The sequence below is a fragment of the Streptomyces sp. BK208 genome, assembly GCF_004364245.1.
Classification (GTDB): Bacteria; Actinomycetota; Actinomycetes; order Streptomycetales; family Streptomycetaceae; genus Streptomyces.
The window spans coordinates 360,613-382,440 of record NZ_SOAV01000002.1 but is presented as its reverse complement, the minus strand read 5'-3'; the positions used below and the strand labels follow the sequence as shown (position 1 = coordinate 382,440).

At 75.5% G+C, this 21,828-nt stretch carries 23 protein-coding genes; 12 read left to right on the top strand and 11 right to left on the bottom strand.

What is annotated here, in order from left to right; genetic code table 11:
* Positions 1-128 precede the first annotated feature (128 nt).
* Positions 129-1,115 (top strand): D-2-hydroxyacid dehydrogenase family protein, encoded by a 987-nt coding sequence (locus EV562_RS06325; RefSeq protein ID WP_133885665.1) that lies wholly within the window; start codon positions 129-131, stop codon positions 1,113-1,115.
* Positions 1,116-1,122: 7 nt separating this feature from the next.
* On the opposite strand, the gene EV562_RS06320 is transcribed toward EV562_RS06325, so the two are convergent.
* Positions 1,123-1,740: a DUF2087 domain-containing protein gene (locus tag EV562_RS06320; protein ID WP_166661615.1), complete on the bottom strand. Its 618-nt coding sequence runs from the start codon at positions 1,738-1,740 to the stop codon at positions 1,123-1,125.
* A 189-nt stretch (positions 1,741-1,929) separates the two neighbouring features.
* Here EV562_RS06320 and chpF point away from each other — a divergent pair, with 189 nt between their 5' ends.
* On the top strand, positions 1,930-2,199 hold the full coding sequence (gene chpF / locus EV562_RS06315; RefSeq protein WP_133885664.1) for a chaplin ChpF: 270 nt from the start codon (positions 1,930-1,932) through the stop codon (positions 2,197-2,199).
* A gap of 167 nt (positions 2,200-2,366) precedes the next feature.
* On the opposite strand, the gene EV562_RS06310 is transcribed toward chpF, so the two are convergent.
* The 6 genes from EV562_RS06310 to chpG form a co-directional block, all read right to left on the bottom strand.
* Positions 2,367-3,233: a tyrosinase family protein gene (locus tag EV562_RS06310; RefSeq protein ID WP_133885663.1), complete on the bottom strand. Its 867-nt coding sequence runs from the start codon at positions 3,231-3,233 to the stop codon at positions 2,367-2,369.
* Complete coding sequence (locus EV562_RS06305; protein WP_133885662.1) at positions 3,217-3,792, bottom strand: tyrosinase cofactor; 576 nt, start codon at positions 3,790-3,792, stop codon at positions 3,217-3,219. The genes EV562_RS06310 and EV562_RS06305 overlap by 17 nt, the downstream gene beginning before the upstream one ends.
* A gap of 127 nt (positions 3,793-3,919) precedes the next feature.
* The gene (locus tag EV562_RS06300; protein ID WP_133885661.1) at positions 3,920-4,435 is read right to left on the bottom strand and encodes a hypothetical protein; all 516 of its coding nucleotides are present in this window, start codon (positions 4,433-4,435) and stop codon (positions 3,920-3,922) included.
* Between the two features lie 152 nt (positions 4,436-4,587).
* Entirely contained in the window at positions 4,588-4,890 is a 303-nt protein-coding gene (locus tag EV562_RS06295; RefSeq protein ID WP_133885660.1) for a hypothetical protein, read from the bottom strand.
* Positions 4,891-5,099: 209 nt separating this feature from the next.
* Positions 5,100-5,882, bottom strand: coding sequence for a hypothetical protein (locus EV562_RS06290; RefSeq protein WP_133885659.1), 783 nt, complete (start codon positions 5,880-5,882; stop codon positions 5,100-5,102).
* A gap of 288 nt (positions 5,883-6,170) precedes the next feature.
* Complete coding sequence (gene chpG / locus EV562_RS06285; protein WP_030179666.1) at positions 6,171-6,410, bottom strand: chaplin ChpG; 240 nt, start codon at positions 6,408-6,410, stop codon at positions 6,171-6,173.
* Positions 6,411-6,688: 278 nt separating this feature from the next.
* On the opposite strand from chpG, the gene EV562_RS06280 reads away from it, so the two are divergent.
* The 8 genes from EV562_RS06280 to EV562_RS06245 all read left to right on the top strand — a co-directional run bounded on the left by EV562_RS06280 (position 6,689) and on the right by EV562_RS06245 (position 16,367).
* On the top strand, positions 6,689-8,083 hold the full coding sequence (locus tag EV562_RS06280) for a glycosyltransferase (RefSeq protein WP_133885658.1): 1,395 nt from the start codon (positions 6,689-6,691) through the stop codon (positions 8,081-8,083).
* Entirely contained in the window at positions 8,080-9,522 is a 1,443-nt protein-coding gene (locus tag EV562_RS06275; protein ID WP_133885657.1) for a sugar transferase, read from the top strand. The genes EV562_RS06280 and EV562_RS06275 overlap by 4 nt, the downstream gene beginning before the upstream one ends.
* Positions 9,523-9,528: 6 nt before the next feature.
* Positions 9,529-10,848, top strand: a complete 1,320-nt coding sequence (locus EV562_RS06270) for an O-antigen ligase family protein (RefSeq protein ID WP_208298298.1) — start codon at positions 9,529-9,531, stop codon at positions 10,846-10,848.
* Positions 10,849-10,997: 149 nt separating this feature from the next.
* A complete protein-coding gene (locus EV562_RS06265; RefSeq protein ID WP_133886041.1) occupies positions 10,998-12,596 on the top strand; it encodes a lipid II flippase MurJ in 1,599 nt (532 codons plus the stop codon).
* Between the two features lie 31 nt (positions 12,597-12,627).
* Positions 12,628-13,317, top strand: a complete 690-nt coding sequence (locus EV562_RS06260) for a polysaccharide deacetylase family protein (RefSeq protein ID WP_133886040.1) — start codon at positions 12,628-12,630, stop codon at positions 13,315-13,317.
* Between the two features lie 10 nt (positions 13,318-13,327).
* The gene (locus EV562_RS06255; RefSeq protein WP_133886039.1) at positions 13,328-14,494 is read left to right on the top strand and encodes a glycosyltransferase; all 1,167 of its coding nucleotides are present in this window, start codon (positions 13,328-13,330) and stop codon (positions 14,492-14,494) included.
* The gene (locus EV562_RS06250; protein WP_133885656.1) at positions 14,491-15,219 is read left to right on the top strand and encodes a lipopolysaccharide biosynthesis protein; all 729 of its coding nucleotides are present in this window, start codon (positions 14,491-14,493) and stop codon (positions 15,217-15,219) included. Before EV562_RS06255 ends, EV562_RS06250 begins: the two co-directional genes overlap by 4 nt.
* Positions 15,216-16,367 carry a GNAT family N-acetyltransferase gene (locus EV562_RS06245; RefSeq protein ID WP_133885655.1) on the top strand — a complete coding sequence of 384 codons (1,152 nt, stop codon included), beginning with the start codon at positions 15,216-15,218 and terminating at the stop codon, positions 16,365-16,367. The genes EV562_RS06250 and EV562_RS06245 overlap by 4 nt, the downstream gene beginning before the upstream one ends.
* 43 nt (positions 16,368-16,410) lie before the next feature.
* Here EV562_RS06245 and EV562_RS06240 read toward each other — a convergent pair whose 3' ends face one another.
* The gene (locus EV562_RS06240) at positions 16,411-17,598 is read right to left on the bottom strand and encodes a glycosyl hydrolase (RefSeq protein WP_133885654.1); all 1,188 of its coding nucleotides are present in this window, start codon (positions 17,596-17,598) and stop codon (positions 16,411-16,413) included.
* A 200-nt stretch (positions 17,599-17,798) separates the two neighbouring features.
* On the opposite strand from EV562_RS06240, the gene EV562_RS06235 reads away from it, so the two are divergent.
* Positions 17,799-19,136 (top strand): ATP-grasp domain-containing protein, encoded by a 1,338-nt coding sequence (locus EV562_RS06235; protein WP_133885653.1) that lies wholly within the window; start codon positions 17,799-17,801, stop codon positions 19,134-19,136.
* 90 nt (positions 19,137-19,226) lie between these two features.
* Here EV562_RS06235 and EV562_RS06230 read toward each other — a convergent pair whose 3' ends face one another.
* From EV562_RS06230 to rdlA, 3 genes are all read right to left on the bottom strand, one after another.
* Positions 19,227-20,060, bottom strand: coding sequence for a chaplin (locus tag EV562_RS06230; protein WP_279588473.1), 834 nt, complete (start codon positions 20,058-20,060; stop codon positions 19,227-19,229).
* 143 nt (positions 20,061-20,203) lie between these two features.
* The gene (locus EV562_RS06225) at positions 20,204-20,395 is read right to left on the bottom strand and encodes a chaplin (protein ID WP_279588477.1); all 192 of its coding nucleotides are present in this window, start codon (positions 20,393-20,395) and stop codon (positions 20,204-20,206) included.
* A gap of 320 nt (positions 20,396-20,715) precedes the next feature.
* Positions 20,716-21,108 carry a rodlin RdlA gene (gene rdlA / locus EV562_RS06220; RefSeq protein ID WP_133885652.1) on the bottom strand — a complete coding sequence of 131 codons (393 nt, stop codon included), beginning with the start codon at positions 21,106-21,108 and terminating at the stop codon, positions 20,716-20,718.
* Between the two features lie 262 nt (positions 21,109-21,370).
* On the opposite strand from rdlA, the gene rdlB reads away from it, so the two are divergent.
* Entirely contained in the window at positions 21,371-21,763 is a 393-nt protein-coding gene (rdlB, locus tag EV562_RS06215; protein ID WP_133885651.1) for a rodlin RdlB, read from the top strand.
* The last annotated feature ends 65 nt before the right edge of the window (positions 21,764-21,828 follow it).

Genomic DNA, 21,828 nt, shown 5'->3' with positions numbered 1-21,828 from the left:
CTCCTCCGCCCCGCCCGGGACGCATCCGGGTGGCCCTCCCCGGGCCGGAACGGGTGTGGCACGATCGGCCCTTGATCGTGGCTCCCGCCGGGGCGCCACCGCTCGTTTGGCGGAAGGGACCGGACGACGTGCGACTGCGCTGCGCGGTGCTCGACGACTTTCAGCGGGTGGCGACCGAGGTCGCCGACTGGTCCCCGCTCGCGGACCAGGTCGACATCGTCTCCTACGACACCCACTTCACGGACGAGGACGCCCTCGCCTCCGCACTCGCCGACGCCGACATCGTGGTCACGTTGCGCGAACGCGTGGCCTTCCCCGGTTCGCTGATCGCGCGCCTGCCCCGGCTGAAGCTGATCGTCGCCTCCGGCATGCGCAACAGCGTGATCGACTACGCCGCCGCCGAGGCGCACGGCGTCACCGTCTGCGGTACGGCGTCGTCCTCGACCCCGCCCGTCGAGCTGACCTGGGCCCTGCTGCTCGGCCTGGCCCGCGGCATCGTCCAGGAGGGCAACGGGCTGCGCGAGGGCGGCCCCTGGCAGCAGACGGTGGGCGCCGACCTGCACGGCCGCCGGCTCGGGCTGCTGGGCCTGGGCAAGATCGGCGGCCGGGTGGCACAGGTCGGCCTGGCCTTCGGCATGCGGGTGAGCGCCTGGAGCCAGAACCTCACCCGGGAGCGCGCCGACGAGGTCGGCGTCGAGCTGGCCCCCTCCAAGGAAGACCTCCTGCGCGAGGCCGACTTCGTCTCCGTCCACCTGGCACTGGGCGAACGCACCCGCGGTCTGCTCGGCCCCGCCGAACTGGCCCTGCTCAAGCCGACCGCCTACCTGGTCAACACCTCGCGCGCGGCGATCGTCGACCAGGAGGCGCTGCTCGCCGCCCTGCACGAGGGCCGTATCGCCGGCGCGGGCGTGGACGTGTTCGACACCGAGCCGCTGCCCGCGGGGCATCCGATGCGCACCGCCCCGCGCCTGCTCGCCACGCCCCATCTGGGCTATGTCTCCCGCGCCAACTACGCCACGTACTACGGCCAGGCCGTCGAGGCGATCGGCGCCTACCTCGCCGGTTCCCCCGTACGGCGGCTGCCCGTGTCCCCGGCCGGCCCGGGTCCGGCGTAGGGGCGGCTCAGGCGGTGTCCGTCCTGGCGTCGTCCGCCGGGCGCGTGTAGATGCCGTCGCTCCGGCGCAGGTGACCGAGGTCCACCAGGTGGCGCCGGAGCGTCACATGGTCGACCTCGCCGTCCTCGCACCACGCGCGCAGCTTCTCGTCGACGGTGCGCTCCGGGTACTCCACGCCGGGCGCGAAGGTCTGCTCGGCGATGTGCCGCAGCACCACCTTCTTGCGCGTCCAGCGTGCGGGGAGGCGGACCAGCCGGCCGTCCCTGACGAAGGTCCGCACGACGATGCCGGCCGGGCCGTCGTCACCCGTCACGGACGGGTCCTGGGCCGCCTCCGGCGTCGGGCGTCCCGCGCGGGCCAGCTCCCTGAAACGGTCGTGGGCGACGACGAGTCCGCCGTCGCGGCCGGACACCACCACGCCCTGGTCCCGCAGTCGGCGCAGCGCGCCGGCCGTGTCCTTCGCGGAGAGGCCGGCCGCCCGGGCCACCTGCGCGGCGTCACCGGCGCCCAGCGCCACGGCCGCGAAGGCCCGTACCCGTCCCTCCTCGGAGAAGAGGGCGGCCAGCGCGGCCGACGCGGACGGTTCGGGGGTCCTGGCGGACATGTCGGATCGGTCGTTCGGCATGCCTGGAGGCTAGTGGACCCACCGGTGCGCACGGCAGCGGTTTTCCGCCGGGTGCCGCCGCCACCGGCAGCGCGTTCAAAACGGGTGATCGGCGCATTCCCCCCGTGACCCGCTGCGACCGGGTGCGTTGAACCGGCAGTGCGACGGCACGTCCTGCCGCCGCACTCCCCGAGTCAGAAGGAGAACGTGATGTCTCGCATCGCGAAGGCCGCCGGCATCGCCCTCGGTGCCGGTGCCGTGGTGCTCAGCGGCACCGGCATGGCCATGGCGGACGCGGGCGCGGCGGGCGCGGCCGTCGGCTCGCCCGGCGTCCTGTCCGGCAACGTCGTCCAGGTCCCGATCCACATCCCGGTCAACGTCTGTGGCAACACCATCGACGTGATCGGCCTGCTGAACCCGGCCTTCGGCAACACCTGCGACAACGGTGACGACGACAAGAGCAGCGGCTACGGCAGCTGATCCCCCGCCAGGCACCGAGGAGCCCCGGCCTTCCCGGCCGGGGCTCCTTTCCGTCTCGGGTCCCGCTCGGGCCCGTCTCGGGTCCCGCTCGGGCACCGTCATAGGTCCCACCGCGTCGCCGAGTCCCGGACCCGCCGCCCTGCCGTCCGACCGCCCGACCGCCCCGCTCAGGCGTACCGGTAGATCCGGCTCACGTCCTCCAGCTCGGCCGGCGTCACGTCCCACGGCGGCAGCTTCTCGTGCCGTGCGACGATCCGCCCGCGCTGCGCGCTGCCCCGGGCGGGCGGCTCGGCGGGCAGGTAGCGGGCGCCGCGGTGGCGGGCCTGCCAGCGGGACCACTGGAGGTCGACGAAGGCGTGGTGCAGCCAGAACACCGGGTCGTTGACGGAGGCGCCGCCGACCATGGCCCCGCCGACCCAGCGGTGCACGCGGTTGTGGTTGCGCCAGGAGACGCTGCCGCGGCCGGTGCCCCACCCCTCCAGCTTGTTGCGGAACCCCTTGCCGACCGTGGAGTCGTAGGGGGAGGTGTCGTACTTCGGGTCGTCCAGCGCCCACTGGAGGTCGCTCTTCGTGGGCAGGGCGAGGGGGTTGCCGGCGCGTCCGAGGTCCCGGGTGAGGTACTCGGTGTCGGTGACGTTCTCCCTGAGGGTCCAGTCGCCCCCGGCGTGGGCGAAGGGGCCGGTGGTGACCCGGTGGTCGGAGCGCCGCCCGGTGCCGCCCAGCAGATCGGCCGTCCAGGGGGTCGACTTGGTGCCGCGGTCCTTCGTCCAGTCCCAGTACGGCACCGTGACCGACGAGTCCACCCGGCGCAGCGCCTCCTCCAGGTCCAGCAGGAACCGGCGGTGCCAGGGCAGGAAGGACGGCGCCATGTGCGCCGTACGCAGTCCGTTCTCGCCGTCGGAGACGTAGTACTCGATGTGGATGCGCACGAACTCGTCGTACTCGCCGCGGCGTTTGATCTCCAGCAGCGCGTTGACGAAGCGCCGCTTCTCGGTGCGGGTCAGCTTGCTGACGTCCTTACGCGTGTACGCCATGCCGCCCCCCGGAGTGCTGGTCGTGGCCGGTGGACGGGGTGTCGCGCAGGTGCTCGCCGGGGCCGAGTTCGTCGACGGCGCCGCGGGCCGCCGCGAGCGGGGTGGGGTACGACCGGTAGTGGTCGACCATGCTGAGCCAGCTGCCGTCGGCCCGGCGCATCAGGTGCAGCGGCCGGCCGTCCACCGTGACGTGCCAGGTGCCGGCGCCCACGGCCCGTCCGGCGGCGGAGCGGATGCCCTGGATCCGCCGGCCCCGGTAGGTCTCGTCGAAGGAGGTCCCCCCGGCGTCCCCGGTGTTCTCGGCGGACCCTGCTTCCCCGGCGTCCACGGAGTCCCCGGTGCCGCCGGTCTCCGCGGCCCGGGAGGGCCGGGAGGCGGCGATCAGCGGTGCCAGGCCGACCGCCAGGGCCGGGGCGAGCAGCCCCCGCATCAACTGCCGCCGGGTGCCGGACGCCGGCCCGCCCGCCGCCGCGCCCTCCCCGGCGGTCTCGTACTCCCCCGCCCGCTGCGCACCGCCCGCAGTCGCGCCGTTCGCTCTCGTGTCCGCGCTGACGACCATGGCTCACTCCTCGCTCGGTTCCGTCGGTCCGCACCGCTAACCGATCGGCGGGCCCCGCGGTCACCACCCACGGGGCCAGTCGGAGCACGGCCGCCGCGCCGGGCGGGGTCGCCGCGGGCCGGTATGCCTACAGCCCCGGCCCGACGCCCAGGTCGGCCACCGGCACCGTCCGCACCACCGGAGCGAGCAGCCCGGCCTCGGGAAGCTTGGGCGTCGGCAGGCCCAGGGCCGCCGGGTTCGGCGCGGTGAGCGGGGCGTCCAGGGACAGACCCGGCGCCAGGGTGCGCAGTTCGGCGGCGGGGGCGTCGACGGCGGCGTGGTCGAAGTCGTCGCCGAGGACGCGCGGCAGCGGCTGGCGCAGGTCGACGCCGGGCAGGCCGCCGCGCACCGGCAGCTGCGGCAGGGTCCGCTCCGGCAGCATCCGGCCCTCGACGTACCGCGGGCCCTCGGGGGCACCCGCGGTCGGCACGGGCAGCTCACCGGCCACCTCGGGCAGCTCCATGCCGAGGGCCGTCTCCGCGCCGCCCAGCGGCACCGGTACGGGAATCGCACCGGCCGCGGCGGCGGGGGACGCGGCGGCCCCCACGGCGGCGGCCACACCGGTGACCAGGGCGGCCAGGGTTCGTCTGGTGGTCGGCTTCATGACAGGCACGGTCCCTTTCGAGAAGGCGGGGGGTACGGCTTCGGGAAGGCGGGAGAAGGCGAAGACGGGGGGAGACGGGGCGAGACGGGGCGAGACGGGAAAGCGAAGGCGCGGAAGCTGAGCGAGCGGGGCGGGGTGAGCCGCGCGGTGGCTCAGCCGCCCAGCGGAAGGCCGCCCAGAAGACCGCTCGCCGAGTTCAGCTTGGTGGTCGCGCCCTTCACCGTGTGCAGCACGGAGTCCTTGTTCTCGGTGTCCAGCGCGTCGGACCGCCCCTCCGACTGGTGCTTGATCGGCATGACGTCGATGGGCTCCGCGGTCAGCGCGTTCACGGCACCGTTGAGGCTGGTGGGCGTGAGGGCGGCGGCGTCGGAGGCGTCGTAGGCGAACGCGGGCACGGCGGAACCGGCGGCGACCAGGGACCCGGCGACGACGGCGGCGGCCTTGAGGGACTTCATCGTGTTCCTTTCTTCGGCGACCCGTGGCGGACCCGTGTCACCGGAGGGATTGCTGACGCCCTCCCTAACGACCTGCGACGGACCCGGAAACTCCGCCGTCCGGAAGACATATGAGATCTCCGGACGGCACGGCCGTGGCCCGGACAACGCGAAGGCCGTCGCGGCTCCGCGGAGGGAGGCGCGACGGCCCGGGACGTCCGGTGACGGCGTCAGGAAGGGTTCGCCGGTGCGGCGGCTTCCGGCGTGGCCGCCTCGGGGGCAGTGGCCTCCGGCGCGGTCGGGACGCCGGGCAGACCGGCCAGGTCGGCGGCGGGCAGACCGTTGCCGACCATCGTGGCGGCGACGACGTTGACGATGCCCGTCATCACCTCCTTGACGGCCGGGCTCACCTGGTCGGCGGAGCCGGACGTGGTGGCCTTGACCAAGGCGTCGATCCGCTTCTGCAGTTCGGCCTGCGCGCTCGCGGAGAGGTCGGAGGCGGCGGCGGTGCCGTCGTCGCTCCGCGCCGCGGCGGGCGCCACGGCCGGGGCCGGCAGCGTGACCGGGGCCGGCAGCGTGACCGGCGTGTCGTCGGTCCCGGCCTCGGGCGCGGTCACGGCCGGCGGCTGGGCCGGGGTGGTCGTGCCGGGCGCGGTCGCGTCCGGAGCGGTCGCCGTGTCGTCGGCGTCCGCGTCCGCCGCGTCCGCCTTGGCGAGGGCGTCCTTGACGGCGTCGGAGAACGTGGCCGCGTCCGTGGCGGAGAGCTGGCCGCCGTCGGCCTTGAGGACGGCGGTGAGCAGGTCGGTGACCGGCGTGAGCACTCCGCCGAGGCCGGCCAGGCCGGCGACCTGGTTCTGCAGTTCCTCGGCGTCGGGGAGGGGCGCGCGGGACGCCGCGTGGGTGCGTTCCCGGACCGAGTCGCCGTCGGCCGCCATCACCGCCGGACCGGAGAGGCCGATCAGCAGGCCGGCGCAGAGAGCGGAGGTGGCGATTCGCCGTGCGGGCAGACGCATGGGGGGTTCCTTTCGGTGGTGCGTCGGATCTTGGACCCACCGTGGAATCGCCCGTGGCGCTCTGCAACCGAGGCGTGACCGGGCGGTGACCGGGCCGGTCCGGCCCGTCTTCCCTCCGCCCGACGTCCTACCTGGTGAGACGCGCGGTCAAGGTCCGTGCGCCGTGTCGCCGCCCGGTCCCCCCATTCGGGGCAGCGCACCGCCGTCCGCGCCGCACACGCGAACCGGCCGCCCGTTCGCGGAGGAACCGCGGTACGGACGGCCGGTGCGGAGAGTCGCCAGCCGACGTCAGTCGTTCTCGCACTCGTTGCCGAACGCCGGGTTCAGCAGGCCGATGATGTCGATGGTGTTACCGCAGACGTTGACCGGGATGTGGACCGGGACCTGCACCACGTTGCCGGACAGGACGCCCGGGGAGTGGGCGGCGGCGGCCTGCGCGCCGCTGTCGGCGGCGGCGACACCGGCGGTGCCCGCCACCGCGGCGGCGGCGACGGAGGTCAGGGCCAGGCCCTTCGCGATACGCGACATGGAGAAGTGCTCCTTGGGGTTGTCACACACATCCGGGCGGCTGCCCGGCGCAGTGTCAACGCGTGGCGCAGGCCCGAGTTGTGCCGCCAAAGGGGTGATCTCGTGTGAATCCGGGATTCACCGATCCAACACACTTACCCGGTTTCGACGTATTAGTACGGATAGCAGCTAGAGTCCCACACCATTCGACGCACCCGTATGCCGCGTCGCGGCCGGCGCCCCGCGATCGGGCGCCTTTCCGCCCGTCCCGAGCAATCCCCGTGAGCGAGGAAACGCGCATGCACCTGCCAGCGGCCGGCTTTCGGCCACGGGTTCTGCACCTCACCCAACCGGTGGACGGCGGGGTCGCCCGGGTGGTGACGGACCTGACGCGCGCTCAGCTCGCCGCCGGGCTGCACGTCGCGGTCGCCTGCCCCGGCGGGGAGCTGGCCGACCGGCTGCGCGCGCTGGGCGCCGACGTACGGCACTGGCCCGCGACCCGCCCGCCGGGCCCCTCGCTGGTGCCGGAGGTACGACGGCTCGTCCGCGTGATCGACGACGTGCGGCCCGATCTGGTGCACGCGCACAGCGCGAAGGCCGGTCTCGCGGGGCGGCTCGCCGTACGGGGCCGGGTCCCGACGGTGTTCCAGCCGCACGCCTGGTCGTTCGAGGCGGTCGGCGGGGCTCCGGCACTCCTCGCGCTCGGCTGGGAGCGCTGGGCGGCGCGGTGGACGGCACGGACGGTGTGCGTGAGCGAGGCGGAACGCGTGCGGGGGGCGCGCGCCGGGCTGCCCGGCCCCTGGGCGGTGATCCCGAACGGCATCGATCCCGCCCGTTTCGACGCCACCGCTCCCCGTCCCGCTCCCGACGAAGACACCGACACCGACGCGCCGGTCGCCGCTCCCGGCGCCCCGGCCGACCCGGCCGTGTCCACCGACCCGGCCGACCCCGCCGATCCCGCCGGTGTACGGCTGCGGCTCGGTGCCGGGCCGCAGGCCCCGTTGGTGGTCTGCGTGGGGCGGCTGTGCCGGCAGAAGGGGCAGGACCTCCTGCTGGACGCCTGGGAGTCGATCCTCGCGCGCGTGCCCGGCGCCCGGCTGGTCCTGGTCGGTGACGGCCCGGACCGCGCCCGGCTGGCCGCCCGGGCCCCGGCGTCCGTGCGCTTCACGGGGGCCGTCGCCGACGCCGCCGCCTGGTACCGGGCCGCCGACCTGGTCGTCCTGCCGTCGCGCTGGGAGGGGATGGCGCTGGCCCCGCTGGAGGCGATGGCCTGCGGACGGCCCGTGCTGGTGACCGACGTGGACGGTGCCCGTGAGGGCATGCCGCCCGCACTCGTGCCGCACTGCCTGGTGCCGCCCGGGGATCCGGCGGCGCTGGCCGACGCCGCCGCCGCACTGCTGCGCGACGCCCCGTTGCGTGCGTCGCTCGGCCGTCAGGGGCGGGCCCACGTCCGGTCCGCGCACGACGTACGGCACACCGCGACGGCGGTCGCGGCCCTGTACGGCGAACTCCTCGCCGGCGTACGGCCCGCGGCCCCGGCGCACACCCGCGACACCGACACCGGCACCGGCACCGGCACCGGCGGCTGCGCCGTGCCTGCCGCCGCGCCGCGTCCTCTCCCCGGCGGCAGGCCCACGGCCTCGGGCCGGCCGGCCGTCGTGCCCATCGAGTGCAGGGAGTCCACCCACCCGTGAGCGCGGAAAGCACCGTCCCCTCCCCCGCCGGCCAGGCGCGCGGCCTCGGCTCCTCGCCCGTCTCGGTGCTGCCGCAGCGCGACGGCACCGGAAGTCCCCGGCTGCCCGCCGGGCGCCCCGCGGCTCGGCGGGGCTCCTCGCTGGCGCTGCTCGTCGCGGACGGCGCGGCGGCCCTGCCGGGTTCGCTGGTCCTCGCCGGTGCCCCGCACCGACCGCTGCTCGCGGCCCTGCTGGTGGGCGCCTCGCTGCTGCTGCGCCCGCGGCCGGTCCGGCCGCCGTCCGGCGTGCTGGACGACCTGCCCGCGCTGTGCGGCCGCACGGCGGTGGTGTGGCTGGTGCTGGCGGCGCTCCTCGCGGCGTACGCGCCGCAGCACGCGCTGTCCGCGCCGGCCCTGGCCGCCGGTTTCCTGCTGCACGCGGTGAGCGGCTGCGCCGGCCGGGCCGCCGTGCACCACAGGCACCGTACGGCGCTGGTGAACCGTCCCCGCGCCGCCCTCGTCGTCGGGCCCGTCGCGACCGCGCAGAACGTGGCCTCGGCCCTGCTGCGCCACCCGCGCTGCGGCCTGCGCCCCGTCGGGATCGTCACCGACGACCCGGGCGGCACCACGACCCTGCCCGTGCTGGCCACGGACGAGGAGGTACGGCGGGCGGTCGTGCAGAACGGCGTGCGGGACGTCCTGGCCGTGGACCCCTCGGTCCGGCCCCGGCAGGCGGCGCTGCTGGGCGCGCTGGCCGAGTCGGGCTGCGCGGTGTGGGAACTGGACGCCGAGCCCCCCGCCCAGGCCGGTGCCCCGTCGTACCCGGCCGGGGACCGGATCGCCGCCTACCCCTGCCGACGTCTGGAACCGGCGGCGGCGCGGCCGGGCGGCGCGGGCAAGCGGGTGCTCGACGTGACGGTGTCCGGGGTGCTTTTGCTGCTGCTGAGCCCCCTGCTGCTGGCCTGCGCCGCGACGCTGAGGGTGGTGGGCGGTCCGGGTGTGCTGTTCCGGCAGGAGCGCGTCGGGCAGGGCGGGCGGCCGTTCACCCTGCTGAAGTTCCGCACGCACCGCCCGGCCGACGAGCACGAGTCGGCGACCCGGTGGAGCGTGGCGGACGAACGCCGGATGCCGTGGTTCTGCCGTTTCCTGCGGCGCACCTCGCTGGACGAGCTGCTCCAGCTGTGGAACGTCTTCCGGGGCGACATGAGCCTGGTCGGCCCGCGGCCCGAACGCCCGTACTTCGTGGCGCGGTTCAGCCAGACCTACCCCGGTTACGCCGCCCGGCACCGGATGCCGGCCGGGATCACGGGGCTGGCGCAGATCAACGGGCTGCGCGGCGACACCTCCATCGAGGACCGGGCGCGCTTCGACAACGCGTACATCGACGACTGGTCGCTGTGGCGGGACGTGTGCATCCTGCTGCGCACGGCCGTGGCACTCGTGCGCCCCACGGGGAGCTGAGCCGAGGTGAGCAGTCCCGCCCTGCCCCTGTGGTCCGCGGTGCGCCTGCGGCGTCCGCCGCCCGTGCTGGCCGTGGTCGCGGTGGTCGCCCTGCTCGCCCTGCCCGTCGCCCCGGACGACGGGGGCGGTGCGCACCCGGCCGACGCGGTCTCCGCGCTGGCGGTGCTGTACTGCGCGCTGCGGCTGGTGCGGGACCGGCGGCGTCCGCTGACCCGTGCGGCCGCCGTGGTCCTCGGGCTGCCCGTGCTCGGCCTGGCCGTCGCCGCCGCCGGCGCCCTCTCGCCGGGGGCCGGGCTCGGCGGACTCGGACGGTACCTCCAGGTCTTCGTCCTGGTCCCCGCCGCCGTACTGCTGCTCGTCCGCGACCGCGCCGACGTGACGCTGCTCGCCTGGTCGACGACGGCGCTCGCGGTGTGGCAGGGGGCGGTGGGCGTGCACCAGTACGTCACCGGGACCGGCGCCTCCTACCAGGGTGAGCCGATCCGGGCGGTGGGCACCTTCGGGCCGCAGGACGTGATGGGGATGGCGACCGTCGTCTCGCTGGGACTGGTCTGCGCCCTCGGGCTGGCGCTGGGCAGGGGGCCGGCGCGCCGGCGGCTGCTCGCCGCCGGGTGCGTGCTCGCCCTGCTGCTGCCGCTCGCCCTGTCGTTCAGCCGCGGCGCGTGGATCGCGACGGCGGTGACGTGCGCGGTGCAGCTGCTGCTCGCCGGGGTGCGCAGGGCGCTGGCGGTGGCGGCGGCCGTGGTCGCGGCGGCGGTGGTGCTGGTGGGCGGCTTCGGGGTCGGCACGGCGATGCTCCAGGAGCGCCTCGGCAGCATCACGCGGGTCGCCGACGCCCCCGACCAGTCGGTGACCGACCGCTACACGATGTGGGCGGCGGCGGCCGGCATGTGGCGGGAGCGGCCGCTGACCGGCGTGGGACTGAAGGGCTTTCCCGAACACCGGGACACGCACGCCTCGTTGGCGCTGTCCTCGGGCAGCGAGACCGACGGCGCCGGTGCCGGGTACCGCAGGCAGCCGCTGCTGTCGCCGCACAACATGTACCTGCTGGTGCTGGCGGAGCAGGGGCTGATCGGGCTGACCGCGCTCGCCGGGAGCTGGCTGGCGCTGCTCGTCCTCGGGCTGCGGGGGCTGCGCCGCGCGCGGCGGGCCGAGGGGGCGGCACCGGACTGCGCGTTCGTCGCCTGCGGGCTGCTGGTGTGGCAGTTGACCGACTTCGCGTACGCCGACATCGGCGGGCCGTCGACCGTGCTGACGGCGGTGTGCTTCGGGCTGGCGGCCTGGTGGGCGCTCGGGTCCGCCGCGCGGGAGGTGCCGGGACGGTGACGACGACCGGTCCGCGCACGGCCGGCGAGGCGCCCCGCGCCCCCGCCCGGCCCGCCCCGCCGCACCCCGGGACCGGGACCGCGCCCGCGCCCGCTCCCGAGGTCCGGTCCTCGGGCCGTTTCCTCGCCCGGGCCGCGCTCGTCACCGCCGTGCTCTCGGTCGCCGGGTCGGTCCTCGGACTGGTCCGCGACCAGGCGCTGGCGCGGCTGTTCGGGGCCGGCGGCGAGACGGACGCCTTCCTGGTGGCCTGGACGGTGCCGGAGTTCGCGGCGACGCTGCTGATCGAGGACGGGCTGGCCTTCGCGCTGGTCCCGATGTTCAGCCTGGCCCTGGCCCGCCGCGCGCGGGGCGCTGCCGGGGACCCGGTCCGTGCGCTGGTCGCCTCGACTCTGCCCCGGCTGGCCCTGGCCTTCGGCGCGGCCGGTGCGCTGGTCGCCGCCGCCGCGCCCGTGCTGGTCCGGGCCCTGGCGCCGGGGCTGCCCGACCACGCCCTCGCCGTGGACTGCACCCGGCTCACCGCCACCTGCGTCGTCAGCTTCGGGCTCGCCGGGTACTGCAGCGCCGCGCTGCGGGCGCACCGGCGGTTCCTGGCCCCGGCGGCGATCTACGTCGCCTACAACACCGGCATCATCACGGCGATGTTCGTGCTCGGCGGACGCTGGGGGGTGCGCTCGGCGGCGGCCGGGGTCGCGGTGGGCGGGTTCCTGATGGTGGCGGCGCAACTGCCCTCGCTGCTGCGGCGGCTGCGGCGGCGGGAGGGCGGTGAGCCGCCGACGGCGGCGGCCGAGGAGCCCGCCCGTCCGCTCGCCCTCGCCCTGTTCACGACCGTCCTGCTGTTCGCCCTGTGCCGCCAGTCCCAGGTGCTCATCGAGCGCTTCCTCGCCTCCGGGCTCCCCTCCGGTGCCATCTCGCACCTGAACTACGCGCAGAAGGTGGCCCAGATCCCGATGACCCTGTCGCTGATGCTGTGCACGGTCACCTTCCCGGTGGTCGCCCGCGCGCTGGCCGACGGCGACACGGAACGGGCCCGCGACCGGGTCGAGCGGGACGTGGTGCTGGCGTCCTGCCTGGTGCTGCTCGGCGCGGCCACCGTGGTCGCCTGCGCACCGCAGATCATCGAGCTGCTCTTCCACCGCGGCGCGTTCACGGCGGCCGACACGGCGGCGACGACGGCCGTCATGCGCGTGTACGCCCTCGGGCTGCTCGGCCAGACCGTGGTGGGCGCGCTGGCCCGCTCGTACTTCTCGGCCGGCCGCGCCTCCTGGTACCCGTTCGGCGCGATGGGCGTCGGCATCGTGGCCACGGCCGTCGTCGGCGCCTGCTCGGTCGGGCCGTGGGGGGTGACCGGCATCGCCGCCGCCAACGCCGCCGGCATCACCGTGACCGCCGCCCTGCTGCTGGCCGGGACGGGACCGCGCAGCGTGCCGGTGCGCGTGCCGCGGGTCCTGGCCGGCCTGGTCCGGCCGGTGCTGGCGGCCGCGGTGGCGACCGGCGCGGGGGCGTGGGCCGCCGACCTGGTCACCGGCGCCGCGGGCCCGGCGGCGGGTGCCGCGCAGGCCGGCCTGTCGCTGGCCGTGGGCGCCGCGACCGTCGGCGGTGTCTTCGTCGTCCTCGGCCTGGCCCTGGACGTCCAGGGCCTTCGCCCGGCCCTGCGGACGGTCCGCCCCGTCCGCTTCCCCCTCCCCGTCACGCAAAGGCACCCGCATGGCCCTTCACGCTTCCGGTTCCCCTTCCGCAACGACCGTTGACGCCCGCCCCGGCGCCGTTCCCTGGGTGGCGATGTACCACTCGGTCGGCGACTGCTCGGACGACCCGTACCGCATCACCGTCACGCCCGGCCGGCTGGACGCGCAGCTGGGCTGGCTGCGGCGGCGCGGGCTGCGCGGCGTGCCGGTCGCCGAACTGCTGGCCGCCCGAGCCCGGGGCGGCGGCCGGGACCTGGTGGGGCTGACCTTCGACGACGGATACGCCGACTTCGTCGAGCACGCCCTGCCGTGCCTGCGCCGCTGGGGCTGCGGGGCGACCCTCTTCGTGCTGCCGGGCCGGCTCGGCGGCGACAACGCGTGGGACCCGCTGGGCCCGCGCAAGCCGCTGCTGACCGCCGACGGCATCCGCCGCGCCGCCGCCGAGGGAGTGGAGATCGGCTCGCACGGCCTCACCCACGTCGACCTGACCACGGCGGACGACGCCACGCTGGCCGCCGAGACCGCCGGGAGCAGGGCACGGCTCACGGAGTTGACCGGCGCCCCGGTCGGCGGTTTCTGCTACCCGTACGGCACGGTCGACGCCCGCGCCGCCGACGCCGTACGCGCCGCCGGCTACTCCTACGCCTGCGCCATCGACCCCGGCCCGCTGACCGGCCCGTACGCCCTGCCCCGCGTGCACGTGGGCCAGCGGGACACCCCCGTACGGCTGCTGTTGAAGACCCGGCTGCACCGCCTGCGCCGCCGAGCCGCGACGGGAGTGTGAGGTGACGGACGTGAAGGCCCTGCACATCATCACCGGCCTCGGTGTCGGCGGCGCCGAGCAGCAACTGCGGCTGCTGCTGCGGCACCTGCCCGTCGACTGCGACGTCGTGACGCTCACCAACCCCGGCCCGGTCGCCGAGGGGCTGCTGGCCGACGGTGTGAACGTCGTCCACCTCGGCATGACCGGCAACCGCGACGTGGCCGCGCTGCCCCGGCTGGCCCGCCTGATCCGCGCCGGCGGCTACGACCTCGTGCACACCCACCTCTACCGCGCCTGCCTCTACGGCCGCCTCGCCGCCCGTCTGGCCGGCGTCCGCGCGGTCGTCGCCACCGAACACTCCCTGGGCGACTCCCAGATGGAGGGCCGCCCGCTCACCCCGGGCGTGCGCGCCCTCTACCTGGCCGGTGAGCGCCTGGGCAGCGCCACGGTCGCCGTCTCCCCCACCGTCGCCGACCGGCTGCGGCGCTGGGGCGTGCCCGCGCCCCGCATCGAGGTCGTCCCCAACGGCATCGACCTGGCCCGCTTCCGCTTCGACCCGGTCCAGCGGCTGCGCACCCGGCGCCGCCTCGGCCTGCCCGAGGGGGCGTACGTCGTCGGCGGCATCGGACGGCTGACGGCGGCCAAGCGGTTCGACGTCCTGGTCCGCGCCCTTGCCCTGCTGCCGCCCGACTGCTGGCTGCTGCTGGTCGGCGGCGGCCCCCAGGAGCACCTGCTGCGCCGCACCGCCCGGGAGGCCGGGGTCGCCGACCGCGTCCTGCTCACCGGCGAGCGCCCCTACCTCCCCGACGGCTCCCCGGGCCCCGACCTGCCCGCCCTCGCCGCCGCGATGGACGTCCTCGCGTCGCCGTCGCGGGAGGAGGCCTTCGGCCTGGCCGCCGTGGAGGGGCTCGCGTCCGGGCTGCCGGTGCTGTACTCCTCCTGCCCGGCGATCGAGGACCTGCCGCCCGGGTCCGCGCCCGGGGCCCGGCGGGTCGGCGGCGGCGCCGCGGAGTTCGCCCGTGCCCTCGCCGGGACCCGCGCGTCCGGCGGTCCGCTCCCCGGCACGCGCGCCGCGCCCGAGGCGGCCCGGCACTACTGCGTCACCCGCAGCGCCGCCCGGCTGATGGACGTGTACGCGACCACCCTCACGCAGCCATTGCCCCCGTCCCCGGCACCCCAGGGAGTCAAGTCCCCATGACCGAGCCCCTCACCCAGTCCCCGGCCGAGCCCGCCGCGGACCTCGCGCCCGGCCCGCCCTCCCGCCGGGACCGCGCCCGGACCGCCCTGCGCCGCGTCCGGCGCCGCAGCCTGCTCCGCCTCCGCTCGCTCCCGCCCTGGTCCCCGCTCGCGGCCGGCGTCGCCGCCGGCGGGCTGCTCGGCGCCGGGTACGGCCTGGTCACCACCCCGCAGTACACGGCGACGAGTTACGTGGTCGCCGTCCCGGCCGACGCGTCCGACCCGTCGTCCGCGCTGGGCTTCGCGCAGGCCTACGGCCGGGTCGCCACGCAGCTCGCCGTGCTCGGGGACGCGCAGATGTGGGCCCACGTGCCGGTGGCGACGCTGGAGCGGAGCGTGCGCACCGCGACCTCGCCGGACGCGCCGATGGTCTCGGTGACGGCCACCTCCGCCGACCCGGAGGAGGCCGCCGACATGGCCAACGCGGTCGCCCGTGCCCTCACCCGGCACGCGGACGCCACGGCCGACGACACCCACGTGGAACTGCGGCAGTTCGCCCGGGCCACCGAGCCCGGCGAGCCGTCCTCGCCGTCCGCCGCCGTGACGGGCCTGGTGGGTGCGAGCGCGGGCGGTCTGCTCGGCGGGCTGGCCCTGCTGGTCCGGCCCCGCCGCACCGCCCCGGGGCCCGGCCCCGCGGCCGCCGTGCCCGGACCGGCGTCGGCGTCGGACGCCCGCGGGCAGCTGTGACGTACCCGAGGCAGCCGCGCGCGGACGCGTTCCCGCCCGGGTACACGGTCGAACTGGTCACCGACGAGCGCGTCTTCGCGGGGCTGGCCCCCGAGTGGCGGCGGTTGTACGACCGGTGTGCCGCCGCGACCCCGTTCCAGAGCCACGCCTGGCTGCTCTCCTGGTGGCGTGCGTACGGCTCGGCCGGACGGCTGCGCCTGGTGCTGGCCCGCGACGGCCGCGAACCGGTGGCCGCCGCGCCGCTGATGCTCGTACGGCACCCGGTGCCCTCGCTGGTGCCGCTGGGCGGGGCGATCTCGGACTACGGGGACGTCCTGCTGGACGACGAGCGGGGCCCGGACGCGGAGGCCGCGCTCACCGCGGGCCTGGCGGCGGCGGCCCGCACGGCGCTGGTCGACCTGCGCGAGGTACGGCCGGGCGCGGCTGCCGAACGGGTCTACGCCCGCTGGCGCGGACCCCGGCGCCGGCTGGCCGACTCGCTCTGCCTGGAGCTGCCCGCCGTGCCGATGGACGAGCTGGTCGCCCGGCTGCCCTCGGCCAAGGCCAGGCAGCGGGTCCGCGCCCGGCTGCGCCGGCTGGACGCGCTCGGCGTCAAGAGCCGGCCCGTGCTGCCCGAGGAGACGGACGCGGCGCTGCGACGGCTCCTCGAACTGCACCGGCTGCAGTGGCGGGGGCGGCAGGTGACCGGCGAGCACCTGCGCGGCCGCTTCCGTGAGCATCTGGTGCGGGCGGTGGGGCCGATGGTGCGCGCCGGGGACGCGGTGGTCACCGAGTTCCGGATGGACGGGGAGGTGGTGGCCGTGGACGTGACGCTGCTCTCGCGCCGGCTGGCCGGCGGCTATCTGTACGGCGCGCACCCCCGGCTGCGGGAGCGGAAGGCGGACGTGGCGGTGATGCTGCTGGACGCGTGCGCCGAGCACACCCGGGCCCCGGGACGCGGCACGCTGAGCCTGCTGCGGGGCGACGAGCCGTACAAGCACCACTGGCGTCCGGAGCCGGTGCCGAACCAGCGGCTGCTGCTGGCCCGCCGCCGCACGGCCCCGCTGCTGGCGGCGGCCCTGGGCGACGCGGCGGCGCGGCGGCAGGGCAAGGAGCTGCTGCGGCGGCGGGCCGGGCGGAAGGAGCGCGGCGGTGACGGAGGAAGCTGACCGGCCCCCGGGCCACCGCCGCGTCCGCCCCCGCCGCACACCGCTACTTGGTGCGCGAGTACCAGTCCAGGCGCATGCACAGCTTCCCGCCGAGCCAGTACTCGACCCAGTCGCCGAGCTCCAGCGGCGAGCAGTCGGCCGGGGGTTCGGTCCCGGTGGGCGGCGCCGGCGGGACGGGCGGCGCGGTGGGCGTGGTCGGCTTGCCGGGTTCCGGGGCCGTGGGCTCGGTCCCGTCGGTGCGGCCGAAGAGCACGGACCGGTAGACGGCGGTGGAGCGGGGGTTGTCGTCGCACTGCCACACGCCGTGCGGGCAGTAGTCGGTGACCGTGTTGTAGACGGGCTTGTGCTCGTCCATCCAGGCGAGCATGCGCCGCATGTACGCGGCGTTGTCGCCGTTGCGGAACAGTCCCCACTCCGGGTAGGAGACGGGCTTGCCGTGCGCCTTGGCGAAGTCGACGTGCGCCTGGAGTCCGTAGGGTTCCCCGACCTGTTCGTCGAAGCTCATGCCGCGCGGCTGGTCGTAGGAGTCCATGCCGATGATGTCGACGGTGGCGTCCCCCGGATAGCACTGCGTCCAGGGCACGGCGTCCCGGCCCCGGCTCGGCGCGAAGTCGAACCGGAACTTCTGGCCGGGCACCGCGCGCATGGTGGTGACGATCCGGTTCCAGTACGCCTTCCATGCCTCGGGGTCGGGGCCGCAGCGGTGGGTGTAGGTGGTGCCGTTCATCTCCCAGCCGAGCACGAGCACCGTGTCGGGCACCTTGAGGGCGACGAGGCGTTCGGCGAGGGCGCGGAAGTGGCGGTCGAAGCGTCCGGCGGCGCCCTGCCGCAACAGTTGGCGCACCTCGCGGTCGCCGACGTGCTCTTCGTTGCGCTCCATCATGGGCACGTTGAGGACGAGCATCCGGTCGGCCTGACGGGTGCGCCAGTCGGCCCACACGTCGAGGAAGCCGGGGGCGCCCTCGATGTTGCTCCAGCGGTCGCCGGGCAGGTAGGTGTGGCCGACGCGCAGTTCGGCACCGCCCAGCCAGTGACTCAGCGCCGCCATCCGGGCCACGCCGCGCGGGCCGTAGTCCAGGTACGCGCCGAACGCCGGAGTGGGTTCGGGCGCGGGCGGTTCCCCGGAGGCGACGGCGGGGGTCGCGGCCAGGAAGGTCGCCGCGGCGACGACCGCCGCCGCGACGTACGCCGGCCGCCGCCTGGACCGGTCCCGTGACTGCCGTGCGGCCATGCCGGCCTCCTCTTGTCTTCTCGTCTCGCCGTTGTCCGCCGCTTCTCGTTATCCGTTACTGACAGCCAGTCATGTGAAAGTCCGTCACGCCACCGCTGTTACGGCGTTCGAGTGCGTCGACCGCCCGGACCGGTGAAAGCCGCACCGGCAGCCGCTCGAAGCAGCCCGCATACGAAGCCCGCATACGAAGGAAGTCTCCCGTGTCGCTGTTCGACACCCGTGTCCCCGCCGTTCTGCTGCGGACCGACCGGAATCCCTTTCACCACGGAACGCTGGGCGCCGTGCGCTCGCTCGGCCGCGCGGGGGTGGACGTGCACGTGGTCGCCGACTGTGCCGGCAGCCCGATCCGCGCCTCCCGTTATCTGAGCGGGCTGCACACCCCGCCGCCGCCCGCGGCGTCGCCCGCGGAGATCACGGTGGCGCTGCGCCGCGTCGCCGCGCGGATCGCCCGGCCCGCCGTGCTGATTCCGATGGACGACGCGTGCGCCGTGGCGGTGGCCCGGGCGCGGGCCGAGCTGGGGCCCGCGTATCTGCTGCCCGACCAGCCGGAGGGGCTCGCGGAGCGGGTGGCCGACAAGGCGGAACTGGCCGCTCTGTGCGCGTCGTTGGACGTACCGCATCCCGAGACGCTGGTGCCGGACGGTCCCGCCGAGGCGGTCCGTGCGGCGTGGCGGCTCGGCCTGCCGGTGGTGGCGAAGTGGAGCCGCCCCTGGCTGGTGCCGCCGGGCGGCGGACTGCGCAGCACCGTGCTGGTGCGCTCCGCGCGTCAGGCCGGGGAGCTGTACCGGCGGGCCGAGGAGGCGGGCAGCCGGCTGCTGCTCCAGGCGTTCCTGGCGCCGGGCGCCGACCGGGACTGGTTCTTCCACGGGTACGCCGACCGTACCGGCGCGGTGCGGTCGGGCGGCCCGGGCCGCAAGACGCGGGCCAGGCCGCGCGGCGCCGGTCTGACGGCGGTGGGCCGCTGGACGCCCAACCCGCGGGTGCGGGCGCTGGCCGAGCGGGTCACCGCGGAGCTGGGCTACCGGGGCGTCTTCGACCTCGACTTCCGCCGCTGCGGCACCACGGGCCGCTATCACCTGCTCGACTTCAACCCGCGTCCCGGCGCCCAGTTCCGGCTGTTCACCGACAGCGCGGGACTGGACGTCGTACGGGCGCTGCATCTGGACCTGACCCACCGGGTGCTGGCGGAGGGGGCGCCGCGGCCGGGCCGGGTGTTCGTGGTGGAGAACTACGCGCCGCTGAGCGCCCTGGGCCCGGCGCCGAACGAGCGCGGGGGGCGTGAGCTGGCCTGGCACGCGCGGGACGACGAGGGGCCCGGCCGGGCCCTGTGGACGCTGTGGGGCCGGCACGTGCGCACCCGGCTGCGGGACCGCGTCCACCGGGGCGGCGCCGCCCGTCCGGGCACCGCGGCCCCGGTCCGCACCCGCGTCGTGCGCCAGGCCCCGCCCGCCGCCCCGGCGGCCGGGGGTGCCGTGGCGAGGGGCGGTGGCGCGGGCCGTGCCGACCGGCCTGAGGAGGACCGGGCCGGCAGCCACTGACGTACTCCCACGGCCGGGGGCGGACACCACGACGCCCCCGGTGGCCCGTGCGGGGGCCGGCCGGGGGCGTCGGGGCGGACGGGAGCGGGATCAGCGGCCGGAGAGGGCCCGGCCCCGGCGGTACAGGATCGCTCCGCCCGCGATCAGCACGGCGCCGGCGGCCGCGGCGCCCAGCGTGCCCTCACTGCCGGTCTCGGCCAGGACGGGCGGGTGCTCCGTCTGGGGAGCCGGCGGAGGGTGCTCCTCCTCACCGGGGGGCGGGGGCTCCTCCTCGTCGGTGGGCGGCGGGGGCTCCTCCTCGCCGTAACCGGGGGGCGTGGTCGGCGGCGGGGGCTCCTCCTCGCCGTAGCCGGGGGGCGTGGTCGGCGGCGGGGGCTCCTCCTCGCCGTAGCCGGGGGGCTCTTCCGAGGCGTTCTCGCACTCGTTGCCGAAGACCGGGTTCAGCGCGGCGATCACGTCGACGGTGTTGCCGCAGAGGTTGACCGGCACGTCGACCGGGACCTGCGCGTCGTTGCCGGAACCGACGCCCGGCGAACCCGCGGCCACGCCGTCCGCCTGGGAACCCGATCCGGACGGGGAACCGCTGTCGGCCTGGGAACCGGATCCGGACGAGGAACCGGTGTCCTCGCCGTACCCGCCGCCGGAGCCGCCCTTGTCCTCACCGTGCTTCTCGGGCTCGTCCGAGGCGTTCTCGCACTCGTTGCCGAAGGCGGGGTTCAGCGCGGCGATCACGTCGACGGTGTTGCCGCAGGCGTTCACCGGCACGTCGATGGGGACCTGGAGGGCGTTGCCGGAGACGGCGCCCGGGGAGTTCGTGGCGATCCCGTCGGCCTGCGAGTCGGCAAGGGCGGGGCTGCCGCACAGGGAAAGGATGCCCGTCGCGGCGGCAGCCGCGACCATCCCCCTGCTCAGGGTCTGTCGCACTCTGGTTGTCTTCCTGCTTGGAGAGATGAGAGATGACTGGAGAACGATCTGGGGGACGGGCTGCGGAAAGGGGAAAAGCCGGCCCCGAACCAAACGAGTTGGCCAAGGCCGGCCGTGACGCAGCCGATCGGTGCGGAACGACGTCAGTCGTTCTCGCACTCGTTGCCGAACGCCGGGTTCAGCAGACCGATCACGTTGATGGTGTTGCCGCACACGTTGACGGGAACGTGCACGGGGACCTGGACGACATTGCCGGACAGGACACCCGGGGAGCCGATGGCGGCACCCTCGGCACCCGCGTCGGCGAAGGCCGGGGCGGCCATGCCGAGGGCCATGATGGCGCCCGCGACGACAGCAGCGCTCTTCTTCATGAACTTTCCCTTCTCTGCGGTCATGCCTGAATGACGGCCGAAACCGCGCGAGCACAGCATTGACGGCTCGCACCATGACCTGCAGCCTGCAAACGAGGAATTGACGGCCGGAGAAACTGTCGAACGTGGGACACCCCGAAATTCACTCGAATGCCTCACGAATCGGTCCGGCCGTTCCCCCAGGAGAGCGACGACGTCGGTCCGCTCCCCCGAAATCCCGTCCCGGGCGCGGCCGGGCGGCCCGCGGAGTGATCAGCGGGCCGCCCGGCCGGGCGGAATGGGGCTCAGCCCTCGCCGTTCGCCGACAGGACGGACAGGTCCTCCAGGACGTGCGAGACGGCACCGTCGCGCTTGGCCTGCGTGGAGTTGTCCGTGCACTGCTGGTTCAGGTCGTCCGCCAGGACGTTGACGTCCTGGATCGGGACCAGGTTGATGACGGCGACGTTGACGTCCTCGACACCGAGGCACGGCTTGTTCAGCGTGCCCTCGACCAGCGACAGCTGCGGGCTCATGTCGCCGTCGGTCGCCGAGTTGCCGAACGACGACGAGGCGCCGTTGCCGTTGGCCACGGCCGGCCCGTTGTCGTCCCCGATGGCCAGAGCCTGGGGAGCGGCGGCAGCCGACATGCCGATCACAGAAGCGGCAGCCGCCGCGGCGACCATTGCCTTCTTGAGCACTTCGCGTTCCTTTCGTCGTAGCGACGCACTGTCCTACGGCCTCATCAACCCGGTGCGCCATGATTGGTTGCGGGCGTTCACCCGGTTGGCCCGCACCGGATCTCGAAATCGCCGCGGAAATCGCCGGAATCCCGGGGAGAAACGCGCACCCGTACACATTTCCCGCTGTCCGCCGTCGGAGTGAACGGGAGAAACCCGGACGGACTCACGGAGTTGACCAGAGAGCTCCGGTGGACGGGGTTTCCTCAGAAAGGACTGGCCAGTGATCAAGAAGGTAGTTGCCTACGCGGCGATCGCCGCCTCCGTCATGGGCGCCTCCGCTGCCGCGGCCCCGCAGGCGATGGCGATCGGCGACGACAGCGGGCCCGTCTCCGCCAACGGCAACGGCGCGTCGCAGTACTTCGGCAACTCGGCGACCCACGGCAACATGAGCCCGCAGATGGCGCTCATCCAGGGTTCGTTCAACAAGCCGTGCATCGCGGTCAGCGACATCCCGGTCAGCGTCATCGGTCTCGTGCCGATCCAGGACCTCAACGTCCTGGGCGACGACCTGAACCAGCAGTGCGCCGAGAACTCGACGCAGGCCAAGCGCGACGGTGCGCTGGCCCACCTCCTGGAGGACGTCTCGATCCTGTCCTCCAACGGCGAGGACTGACAGCGCCCGAGGGGCGGGTCGCCGAGCACGTCGGCGGCCCGCCCCTCTCGCGTGCCCGCTGCGGC